Annotated in this window: 12 protein-coding genes; 9 read left to right on the forward strand and 3 right to left on the reverse strand. The window is 30.2% G+C overall.

Annotated elements, in window-relative coordinates; all coding sequences use genetic code 11:
• The first annotated feature begins 15 nt into the window (after positions 1-15).
• From G4D72_RS08390 to G4D72_RS08410, 5 genes are all read left to right on the forward strand, one after another.
• Positions 16-1,815: a chloride channel protein gene (locus G4D72_RS08390; RefSeq protein ID WP_317165234.1), complete on the forward strand. Its 1,800-nt coding sequence runs from the start codon at positions 16-18 to the stop codon at positions 1,813-1,815.
• Positions 1,816-2,103: 288 nt separating this feature from the next.
• Positions 2,104-2,847, forward strand: a complete 744-nt coding sequence (locus G4D72_RS08395; RefSeq protein WP_166077223.1) for a hypothetical protein — start codon at positions 2,104-2,106, stop codon at positions 2,845-2,847.
• 73 nt (positions 2,848-2,920) lie between these two features.
• Positions 2,921-3,949: a sensor histidine kinase gene (locus G4D72_RS08400; protein WP_166077224.1), complete on the forward strand. Its 1,029-nt coding sequence runs from the start codon at positions 2,921-2,923 to the stop codon at positions 3,947-3,949.
• Entirely contained in the window at positions 3,949-4,710 is a 762-nt protein-coding gene (locus tag G4D72_RS08405) for a LytR/AlgR family response regulator transcription factor (protein ID WP_166077225.1), read from the forward strand. Before G4D72_RS08400 ends, G4D72_RS08405 begins: the two co-directional genes overlap by 1 nt.
• A 68-nt stretch (positions 4,711-4,778) precedes the next feature.
• On the forward strand, positions 4,779-5,222 hold the full coding sequence (locus G4D72_RS08410) for a DoxX family protein (RefSeq protein ID WP_166077226.1): 444 nt from the start codon (positions 4,779-4,781) through the stop codon (positions 5,220-5,222).
• Positions 5,223-5,279: 57 nt separating this feature from the next.
• Here G4D72_RS08410 and murA read toward each other — a convergent pair whose 3' ends face one another.
• From murA to G4D72_RS08425, 3 genes are read right to left on the reverse strand one after another with little or no spacing between them, the layout of a single operon-like run.
• The gene (gene murA / locus G4D72_RS08415) at positions 5,280-6,590 is read right to left on the reverse strand and encodes a UDP-N-acetylglucosamine 1-carboxyvinyltransferase (protein ID WP_166077227.1); all 1,311 of its coding nucleotides are present in this window, start codon (positions 6,588-6,590) and stop codon (positions 5,280-5,282) included.
• Entirely contained in the window at positions 6,591-7,424 is an 834-nt protein-coding gene (locus G4D72_RS08420; protein WP_166077228.1) for a DUF4290 domain-containing protein, read from the reverse strand.
• Positions 7,425-7,426: 2 nt separating this feature from the next.
• Positions 7,427-7,711, reverse strand: a complete 285-nt coding sequence (locus tag G4D72_RS08425) for a DUF493 family protein (RefSeq protein ID WP_166077229.1) — start codon at positions 7,709-7,711, stop codon at positions 7,427-7,429.
• A 119-nt stretch (positions 7,712-7,830) separates the two neighbouring features.
• Here G4D72_RS08425 and G4D72_RS08430 point away from each other — a divergent pair, with 119 nt between their 5' ends.
• The 4 genes from G4D72_RS08430 (at position 7,831) to G4D72_RS08445 (ending at position 11,791) form a co-directional block, all read left to right on the forward strand.
• Entirely contained in the window at positions 7,831-8,367 is a 537-nt protein-coding gene (locus G4D72_RS08430) for an AAA family ATPase (protein WP_166077230.1), read from the forward strand.
• A 9-nt stretch (positions 8,368-8,376) separates the two neighbouring features.
• Positions 8,377-10,260, forward strand: coding sequence for a RecQ family ATP-dependent DNA helicase (locus G4D72_RS08435; protein WP_166077231.1), 1,884 nt, complete (start codon positions 8,377-8,379; stop codon positions 10,258-10,260).
• Between the two features lie 146 nt (positions 10,261-10,406).
• Positions 10,407-11,354 carry a methionyl-tRNA formyltransferase gene (gene fmt / locus G4D72_RS08440; RefSeq protein WP_166077233.1) on the forward strand — a complete coding sequence of 316 codons (948 nt, stop codon included), beginning with the start codon at positions 10,407-10,409 and terminating at the stop codon, positions 11,352-11,354.
• 161 nt (positions 11,355-11,515) lie between these two features.
• The gene (locus G4D72_RS08445) at positions 11,516-11,791 is read left to right on the forward strand and encodes an HU family DNA-binding protein (RefSeq protein ID WP_166077234.1); all 276 of its coding nucleotides are present in this window, start codon (positions 11,516-11,518) and stop codon (positions 11,789-11,791) included.
• Positions 11,792-11,825: the final 34 nt, after the last annotated feature.

Here is an 11,825-nt window from a genome sequence, read left to right on the forward strand (position 1 = left end):
TAAATCAAACATCTTGTGTTAAAAGCCATTCAAAAAACAGCCCAATTTTTCGAACATACCTTCTCTAAACTTAAAAGTGTTTTAGAGCCTAGACAGTTTTTGTATGTTTCTAGTGTTTTGGTCGGATTGTCAGCTGCTTTGGCCGTAATTGTGTTGAAAACTTTTGCTCATAATGTATTTTTGTTTTCACAATATTTAAACAAAGAATTTCATTTACCCTATAGTAAAAGTACTTTGCCAATTATAGGTATTTTACTTACTGTATTTGTAATAAAAAATTTCTTAAACGGAAACATACAAAAAGGAACTTCCCAAATTATGTATGCGGTAGCTAAAAAGCGAAGCGTTATTCCAGACAAGCAAATGTATGCACAAATTATTACCAGCTCGTTAACCGTTGGTATGGGTGGAAGTGCGGGTTTAGAGTCGCCAATTACTATAACAGGAGCTGCTTTTGGAAGTAATTATGCATTAAAATACCGATTAAGTTATAAAGACAGAACCTTACTTTTAGCTTGTGGAGTGGCAGCAGGAATTGCAGCAGCCTTTAACGCTCCTATTGCAGGCGTTTTATTTGCCATTGAAGTGGTATTAGCAGAAATTAGTATCACTGCTTTTACGCCTTTGATAATTAGTGCTGCTACAGGTTCCATTGTTTCGATGTTATTGTTAAATGAAGATGCTTTATTCAGTTTTAAATCGATTCAGGAATTTAATTCGAAAAACATTCCATTCTACATAATTTTAGGAATTCTGTCAGGATTCGTATCCATTCATTATGCCAGAAACTTCAGAAAAGTAGAACATTTTTTTGCCAATAGGAGTCGAAATTCTTACCGAAAAGCCTTATTTGGAGCCACAATCTTAGGTGTATTAATTTTTATTTTTCCAAGTTTATTTGGTGAAGGTTATGAAGGTATCAAATTGTTAGCGGCCAATCAGCCTGAAAAATTACTAGATAACACACTAATCGAACGTTTTGAAGACAACAAATGGGTTATTTTTGGTTTCATAACCTTAACACTTTTATTCAAAGTATTTGCCACTGGTATTACCTTAGGAGCAGGAGGAAATGGAGGGAACTTCGCTCCTTCTCTATTCGTTGGTTCTTATCTGGGATTTTCTACAGCTTATTTTTTCAACATGCTAAAAATTACTAATTTACCTATCAGTAATTTCACTTTAGTTGGCATGTCGGGCGTTTTAAGTGGTTTGTTTCATTCACCTTTAACAGCTATTTTCCTTATTGCAGAGATTACAGGTGGCTATAGTTTAATGGTGCCTTTGATGTTGGTTTCCTCTATAAGTTTTGCAATTTCAAAACACTTTGAACCTTATTCGTTTGACATTAAAAACCTAGCTGATAAAGGAGAAGTTTTCACAGATGATAAAGATAAAAACATCTTACAATCAATTGATGTTAAAAAATTGATTTGCAATAACTTTAGTCCAGTAACTGAATCTAAAACTTTAGAAGAATTAATTGAGAAAATTGCCACTTCAGATGATGTAATTTTCCCAGTTTTAAATGATGAAAAAAAACTAATTGGATTGATTTATTTAGATGATATTCGTCCGATTATATTTTCTGCATTTAAAGTAAAATATACCTCAATTACAGAAATTTTACAACCAGTTAAAGAAAAAGATACTGTAGATTATAATGAAGGTATAGAATCCATCATGAATAAATTTGAAAAAACACAGCAAAATATCTTGCCTGTTACTCAAAATAAAATTTTCATTGGTTTTATATCTAAATCTGATATTTTAGAAAAATACAGAGAACAATTGAAAGAATTGGTAATTGAATAAGTTTCAAAAATCAATAGCTCTAAATTCAATCCTGTACTCCAACACTCTTAGATAATTATCAATAGGAGTTTATTCATTTATTTAAAACCCTAAGAATTATAAAAGTACTTATTTTAATATTATCACAAAAACGACTAGATCAATTATGACATTTATTTTCTTTTCTGTTTAATTGTAAAATTCCTTAGCTAATTTATATTTTTCCTTAATTCCTTTTTTTGTTGTTGTTCAAAGAGAAACATTAAAATAGATTTGCTCTATAAAAGTTTAACAATAAAATCAAAAATTATGAATAGAGAATTAGTTTTTTTAAGAGCATTTGCAGTTACAACAGTTTTAGGAATGCTATTTATTTCTACATCAGCATTTAAAGAAAATGGGAATAAAAAATTTAAGGAAATTGATGTAGAACGAATTAACATAGTTGAAAAAGACGGAACTGTTAAAATGATTTTAACAAACGTTAGCCGTTTTCCTAACGGAAATGACAAAATAAATAACAGACCAACAAATGAAAATAGAAAAAAACGATCAGGAATGTTATTTTTTAATGAGGACGGAATTGAATGTGGCGGATTCATTTATGATGGACAAAAAGATAAAAACGGACATAGTTCTGGGTTATCTCTGACATACGACCAATATGATGGAGATCAAGTTATGCAACTCCTTACACAGGATTATCAAAAAGGAGACAAACGTTTTGTTTCTAGTAGCCTTGCCTTTAACGATCGTCCAACAAAAGAAAACCAACTCAAAACTGCTGAAATTATGAAGGAGTTAGAGGAACTTGAAAAAAAAGACCCAAAAGCGATGCAAGAAAAAATCAAACAATATGAAGAACAAGGCTTGATTGGTGGAGTTCCAAGAGTTATGTTAGGAAAATCTAGAAGTCAAAATAATGGTTTATTTCTTTTTGATGACAAAGGATTACCAAAAGCAATGTTTTATGTAGACAAAAACAATGTTGCTAAATTAGATTTTTATGATGATAGCGGGAAAGTGATTGCATCTTTTCCTAATGAAAAATAATAGTTTCTAATCTTACTCATAGCCTTATATCAAAATATAGGGCTATTTTTGTAAAACACTATAAATAATATTCATGCAAAAAATAATCTTTAAAATAAAAGGTCACCGCTACTTTTTGTTATTTATTTTATTATTTTCTTATTTTGAAAGTATACAAGGAAGGCTTTCTTATGAACGGTCATTTACAGTCTATCTATTTACGCCAGAAGCCGCAATTGTACAACTTTTGAGTGCTTGTATTTTATTTTTAATTATACGTTTTTTAATTGTAAAATGGCAAATATCTGGAATAATTAAAATCAAATCTATTGTATTTATATTAATAACTTCAGTTTTAATATATTTTATTGTAATGTTACTTTTAGGCCTATTTGTTGCACTAATTTTTAATACTTTAGAAAGAAATTTCAACACAACAACTTTAATTCTTTCTTCATTTAAAAATGTGCTTGATGCATTAATTTATGGTAGTTTTTATATGACTTATTTTTATTATAATAGAAATAAATGGCATCAAAAAGAAATTTCAAGATACAACCAAGCGTTATCTGAGAGTAAAATTATGCAATTAAAAAGTCAAATAAACCCTCATTTTTTATTTAATAATTTAAATATTTTAGATCAACTTATCGAAGAAGATAAAGTGGTAGCATCAGATTTTTTAAACAATTTTGCTGAGTTATATCGTATTGTTTTAGAAGTATCAGATAAAAAACTAATCAAATTAGAAGAAGAAATAGAATTTGCAAATTTATACTTTCAATTGATCAAACAAAAATTTGGAAATGCCTTTGTTCTTGAATTTAATATTAAAAATAATGTTGGTTATATTGTACCAATGACACTACAATTACTGATAGAAAATGTAATTAAACACAACAAAGCAACAGAACAAAATCCGATAAAAATTGATATAAACATTGATGACAAAATAACTGTAACAAATTCATTTAGGCCAAAATCACCTTCACAATTTTCATCTGGAAAAGCTCTAAAAAACTTAAATGTTCAATATGAAATATTAAGCAATCAGAAGATTCATATTGTGCAAGATGAAGCTACTTTTTTGGTAAATATTCCTATAATTAAAAATTTATTATGATGATTAAGACAGTACTCATTGAAGATGAAATCCCCGCCAGAAAAAAATTAATTCGTTTTCTTAATGATGTGGAAGAATCAGTTGAAATAATAGCTGAAATCGATACCGTTGAAGCGGCAATTACGTTTTTAAAAACAAATCAAGTAGATATAATTTTTTCTGATATTGAATTGTTAGACGGCAAGGCATTTGAAATTTATAATAATGTTGAAGTAAATTGTCCTATTATTTTCACAACAGCATACGATAAATTTTGGATGGATGCTTTTGAAACAAATGGAATTGAATATCTACTCAAACCCTATTCTTTCACTAGATTTCAAAAAGCTTGGTCAAAATTTCTAAGATTAAAAAAAACAGGAGCATCAGATTTAGTTTCAAAATTATCTAATTTAATTCATAATACAGCTGTTGGTATTGCCTATAAAAAAAGATTCATAATTAACTCAAATAATTCATCTTTTGCTTTAGATATTGACAAAATTGCTTTTTTTTCAGCAGAAGAAGGTGTTATTTTCGCACATGAAACCACAGGAAAAAAGTATTTACTAACTGAAAATACACTAGTATCAATAGAAAGTCAAATTGATCCAAACGAATTCTTTAAAATTAATCGAGGTCAACTCGTAGCAAAACAATACATAGAAAAAATTGAACGTTATTCTAAAAATGCTTTATCCATAAAAATTATAAATTATAAAACGCCACTAATTACTAGCCAAAGTAATACAGCCTCTTTTGGAGAATGGTTTCAGAAATAAGAAAAATTTACTAGCCATTACATCACATTTTCATATATTTGATTTACAACTAAAACTTTAAACAAATTATGAAAAAATTATTTTTAAACAATGGAACTGGATTGAATTTTGATTTAGGCCTATTAGTGATTAGAATTATATTAGGTATTCTGATGGCTTTTTATGGCTATGAAAAATTAATCCATTTTAATGAAATGGCAGCCTCTGACTTTTGGACAAAAAACATCAGCTTTTTAGGAATGAGTGGCGCTGTACCTTTAGCTTTAACCGTTTTTGCAGAATTTTTCTGCAGTCTTCTATTACTTGTAGGATTATTTTCTCGCTTTAGTCTACTTGTACTAGCGTTTTGTATGGCCTATATTTTCTTAATAGTTTTTCCTATGCAAATACTTTCAAAAGGAGATAATGGTTACGAATTTAATTCAGCTTTTACTTATTTTGTACTTTATGTTGGTTTACTTTTTACAGGCGTTGGCAAATATAGTTTAGATGCTAAATTGTTTGACAAATAACTATTTTATATACATTTTTGATATTAAAAAAAGCGACAATATTGTCGCTTTTTTTATTTATACTCTTACGATATTTGCTCCTAAGGCTCTTAATCGTTCGTCTATTCTCTCGTAACCTCTGTCGATTTGTTCTATATTTTGAATCGTACTAGTTCCTTTTGCTGAAAGTGCTGCAATTAATAAAGAAATACCCGCTCTAATATCTGGCGAACTCATCGTTGTAGCTTTTAATTGCGATTGGAAATCGTGACCCATTACTACTGCTCTGTGCGGATCACATAACATAATTTTCGCACCCATATCAATTAGTTTATCCACAAAGAATAAACGGCTTTCAAACATTTTTTGGTGAATTAAAACATCCCCTTTCGCTTGTGTAGCGACTACTAAAATGATACTCAATAAATCGGGTGTAAATCCCGGCCATGGCGCATCCGAAACAGTTAAAATAGAACCGTCAATATCTGTTTTAATTTCATATCCGTCTTTATGAGCAGGAATGTAGATATCGTCTCCTTTTTGTTCTAAAGTAATTCCTAGTTTTCTAAATACATTCGGAATTTGACCTAAATTATCCCAACTCACATTCTTGATTGTAATTTCACTTTTTGTCATTGCTGCTAAACCAATCCATGAACCAATTTCAATCATATCAGGTAAAATTCTGTGCTCACAACCACCTAATGATTCCACTCCTTCGATAGTTAATAAGTTAGAACCAATACCAGTAATTTTCGCACCCATCGAATTTAACATCTTACATAATTGTTGTAAGTACGGTTCACAAGCAGCGTTATAAATTGTAGTAATTCCTTCAGCCAAAACAGCCGCCATAACAATATTAGCGGTTCCTGTAACAGAAGCTTCATCTAATAACATGTAAGCACCTTTTAAACGGCCTTCATTTTCTACGCCATAAAAATGGTCTTCTCTATTGTATCGAAATTTTGCACCTAAATTAATGAAACCTTCAAAATGCGTATCTAATCGACGTCTTCCAATTTTGTCTCCACCTGGTTTGGGAATAAATCCTTTTCCAAAACGAGCTAATAACGGACCAACAATCATGATAGAACCACGCAAACTTCCACCTTCTTTTTTAAAAGCTTCTGTTTCTAAATACCCTACATTTACTTCATCTGCCTGAAATGTATAATCTCCAGGACCATTTTTCTGTATTTTTACACCTAAATTACCTAATAAAGTAATCAACTTATTTACATCGATAATGTCAGGAATATTCGTAACTCTAACTTTTTCTGAAGTTAATAAAACAGGACATAAAACCTGTAACGCTTCATTTTTGGCACCTTGTGGTTGCACATTTCCTTTTAAGGGCTTTCCGCCTTCAATTTTGAATGTTCCCATTTATATTGTATTTGTATTTGGATTATTTTTTGGTTTAAAATTCTTGCCGCCTTTATAATTTGGATTGTTTAAATTGGCTTTATTATTATCTGGCGAGTTCGGTTTTGCACTTGTAGCATTTGAATTTCTGTTGGTATTCGTTTGCGCTCTGTTCTGATTAGAAGATGGTCTGCTTTGGTTTCTATTCGTATTGGAAGCTTCTCCTTTGGGAAAAAACTGTGTTTTATTCGACTGCTTTTTATTTACCTTTAATAAATTTTGAGAAGTAGAAAGCTCTTCTTTCATTGCTGTTAAGTTCAATTCTCCGTTAGATAATTCTAATAAATGATTAAAAATAACTTCATCGGTAACCGTATCCTTATTCCAACTTAAAAAACACTTTTTCATGTGATTAGCAATCACAATGATTAATGCGTTTTTCAACTCGCCGTCTTCCCATTTACGAGCAACATCAATCATATATTTAATGTTGTTACCGTAAAATCTATATTTTGGAAAATTTTGAGGATACGCTAATCTTTGAGGTTTCAATTGCACCACTTCTCTTGTTGGAATTGGGTATGGAGAATCAATATCTAATTTAAAATCAGACATGATGAATAATTGATCCCAAAGTTTATGCTGAAAATCAGGCACATCGCGCAAGTGCGGATTTAAATTTCCTAAAACAGAAATTACATATCTAGCACCTTTATTTCGCTTTTCACGATCTTCAATTGCGGTAATTTCATTAATTAATTTTTGAACATATCTTCCGTATTCAGGAATAATCAAGTGTTCACGTTGCGAGTTATATTCTAAATAATTAATCGCTTCTTCGTTTATGTATGACATATTTATAATGAAATAATTCCTTCAATAGTTGATAATTCCTGGTATTTCTCTATAACCTTATCTGGATTTTGCATCGTAACATTCACAGAAATACTAGTGTATTTTCCTGTTTTTGAAGCGTTTGTTTTTATAACTGCACCCATGTTATTGAACGTGTTTTCAACTAAATTTATGCTAGTAGCATCAGTTGGAACAATAAACTTATACAAATATACGGCAGGCCAAGTTGTAGATTCTTCTAATTCTGATTTTAACCTAATGTAAAAATCTTCTGTTTTTTTATCCATGTAAATTTAAGCTAATAAAAGAACAAATATACATTTATAATGTTTCATTTAAAAATATAAATAATTAAGATTTTCAAAATAAAAAAAATGATAGTACATTTGAACTTTTAAGACTCAAAATGAATAAAAAAATTATACTGCTAATTGGCGGACCTAGTTCTGGAAAAACGACTTTAATTAACCATTTAGAAAATGAAGGTCACATTTGTTATCCTGAAATTTCAAGAGAAGTAATTTTAGAGGCTCGTGCTGATGGTGCCGAATTTTTATTTTTAGAAAACCCCATGTTGTTTAGTGAAAAACTTTTAGAAGGAAGAATTAAACAATATGAAAATGCCAAAAAAGAAGAAAAACCTGTTTTTATAGACAGAGGAATTCCCGATGTAGTCGCATACATGGATTTTATTGGAGATTCGTATCCTGAAAAATTTACAGCAGCTTGCGAAAAATACAAATACGACAAAATTTTCTTATTACCACCTTGGGAAGAAATTTATACAAGCGACGAAACCAGATATGAAACATACGAAGAAGCAAGCAAAATACACCATTTCTTAGTTGCTACATACAAAAAGTATGGATATGATTTACATGAAGTCCCGAAAACGACTGTTGAAGAAAGATATGCGTTTATAATCAATCATTTACAAGACTAATTCGCTTTAATGAATCAACCACTAGATGTACTAAAAACCTATTGGAAACATGAGGCTTTTAGACCCACACAAGAGGAAATTATCACTACCGTTTTATCCGGAAAAGATACTTTTGCTTTATTACCAACTGGTGGAGGTAAATCCATTTGTTTTCAAATTCCAGCTTTACTCCTACCCGGAATTTGCTTAGTAATTTCTCCTCTAGTGGCTTTAATGAAAGACCAAGTTGAAAATCTAAAAGCAAAAAACATCAAAGCAATAACATTAGCTGGTGGAATATCCTTTGAAGAAACCAATAATTTACTAGATAATTGTGCGTTTGGTGGATATAAATTTTTATATGTTTCTCCAGAACGTTTACAACAAGATTGGGTTTTAGAGCGAATTAAAAGCTTAAATGTAAATCTAGTAGCTATTGACGAAGCGCATTGTATTAGTCAATGGGGCCACGATTTTCGTCCAGCATACTTAAAAATAGCTGCGTTAAAAGACTATTTTAAAGTTCCTTTTATTGCATTAACAGCAACGGCTACTCCAAGAGTTGAAACCGATATTTGTACTTTGTTACAACTTGAGAATCCAGTTATTTTTAAAAATTCGTTTGCTAGAGAAAATTTGGGTTATCACATTATTAAAACCGAAGATAAGCTGGGCAAATTGAAACAAATTTTCATTAAAAATCCAGAACCCTCAATCATTTATGTTAAAAATAGAAAATCTTGTATCGAATATAGTCAAACTTTAAACGATTTAGGATTTACTTCAACTTTTTATCACGGTGGATTATCAACTAAAGAAAAAGAAAATAACATGAAGTTGTGGTTGGAAGAAAAAACAAAAATAATTGTGGCCACCAACGCTTTCGGTATGGGAATTGACAAACCGAATGTAAAAACAGTGGTGCATTTACAAATTCCAGATAACATTGAAAACTATTACCAAGAAGCAGGTAGAGCGGGAAGAAACGGAAATAAATCATTTGCTTTGTTATTGACACCAGAAATAAATACAGAACAATTAAAGAATTATTTTATATCGAATTTGCCAAATAAAGAGTTTTTACATTTGGTATATAAAAACTTAAACAATCATTTTCAAATTGCTTATGGTGAAGGATTTGAAGAACTTTTTTATCTAAATTTAAATCAATTTTGTGCTAAATACAATATTTCTGTAACAAAAACTTTCGCCTGTTTGCAATTTTTAGACAGACAAGGAATCCTAACATTAAACAATTTAATTAGCAATAAAGCGAGTTTACAATTTTTAATTGAAAGTAGAGAAGTAATTAGATACACTAGTTTAAATAGTAAAGATGCTCCTGTTATTGAAACTATTTTGCGAAATTATACAGGTGTTTTTGAACAAGTTACAATAATAAACACTGCATTAATTGCAACAAAATCTGGTACTTCGGAAGAAAAAGTCATCACGATTTTGAATAAACTTCAAGCGCAAGAAATGATTGACCTGAAACTGCAAAGCAATGACATTTCAATTTTATATAATGAACCACGAGAAGATAGTTATACTATAAATAGGGTGGTTAAAATATTAGAAAATCAGAACCAGATTAAAGTAGAACAATATAATGCCATGCTAGATTTTGTTTCAGACACCTCGAAATGTAAATCGGTTTTAATATCGAAATATTTTGGAGAAGAAAACGCTAAACCATGCGGAATTTGTTCGTACTGCAGTTTAAAAAATAAATCGGAACCCAAATCTGTTTCAACAAGTATTCAAAACCTATTAAAAAATACTGCTTTATCTTCAAAAGAAATAGAAAACACGCTTACATTTTCAACAGAAGAAATTATCTTTGCCTTACAAAACTTATTAGAAAACGATAGTATCTTTTTAAATTCCAATAATAAGTATCAAATTAAATAAAAGTTAACCGCAGATTCGCAGATTATTAAAATAAAATTTAAGTGAAATCTGAGAATCTATGGAAAAAAATAAAGAAATAATAAAACATTAAAAGTCTTAGTATCTTAGTGCCTTCTTGGCTAAAAATGCTTAGAAACTATCAAAAAATGGAAAAATTAAGAATCGTATTTATGGGAACGCCTGACTTTGCCGTTGGAATTCTCGACACCATATACAGTAGTCAATTTGAAATAGTTGCTGTCATTACAGCACCAGATAAACCAGCAGGTCGCGGACAAAAAGTTGCAGTTAGTGCTGTAAAGACATATGCATTAGAAAAAAACTTACCACTTTTACAACCTACTAATTTAAAAAACGAAGAATTTTTAAAAGAGTTAGCCAGTTATAATGCAAATTTACAAATTGTTGTGGCGTTTAGAATGTTACCAGAAGTTGTTTGGAAAATGCCAAAATTAGGAACTTTTAATTTACATGCTTCTTTATTACCGAATTACAGAGGAGCTGCACCCATAAACTGGGCAATTATTAATGGTGAAACAGAAACTGGTGTCACAACTTTCTTTATAGACGATAAAATTGATACTGGTGCGATGATTTTAAATAAGAAAATAAATATCGGACCAGATGAAAATGTAGGCCAACTTCACGATAAGTTAATGCATTTAGGCAGTGAATGTGTGATTGAAACCTTAGAATTGATTGAAAAAGGAAATGTGACTACCACAATACAATCTGAAAATGCTGACTTAAAAACGGCACATAAACTCAATAAAGATAATTGTAAAATAGATTGGACAAAACCTGGACTTGAAATTTACAATCAAATTAGAGGATTATGTCCTTATCCAGCTGCTTGGACATTTATTAAAGATGGAGCCAACGAATGGAACGTAAAAATTTACGATTCAAAATACATTGAAGACTCGCATACACATCCTTTAGGTACTATTATTTCTAGTAAAAAAGAAATGAGAATTGCAGTTGCTAATGGATACATACAAATTGAGAGTTTACAGTTTCCTGGAAAAAAGAAAATGCAAATTCACGAACTTTTAAATGGAACTACAATTAGTAGTGAAGCCGTTGTAGCCTAGGATTTTTGTGCAAAAAACAAGGCTTTAAGGATACTTTATTAACATTTAAACCTATTTATTAACATTTTTAACGAAAATACTAGGAAAAACTTGCACAGTTCAGTCATACGTATAAATTTGTAGATGAAAATTATGTTTAATCAATTAAATAACTAACAATTATGAACAAATCAGAATTAATCGATGCAATGGCAGCTTCTGCTGGAATTACAAAAGCAGCAGCAAAATTAGCTTTAGAATCATTTTTAGGAAGTGTTGAAGGTACATTACAAAAAGGTGGAAGAGTTTCTTTAGTAGGTTTCGGATCATGGTCAATTTCAAAAAGAGCGGCTAGAGATGGAAGAAACCCTCAAACTGGAAAAACAATCAAAATTGCTGCTAAAAATGTAGTAAAATTTAAAGCTGGTGCTGAATTAGACGGAGCTGTAAACAAATAATATATATTTGATTTATTATAAAAGCCTCTTCAAG

This window comes from Flavobacterium difficile (genome assembly GCF_011392115.1).
GTDB lineage: Bacteria > Bacteroidota > Bacteroidia > Flavobacteriales > Flavobacteriaceae > Flavobacterium > Flavobacterium difficile.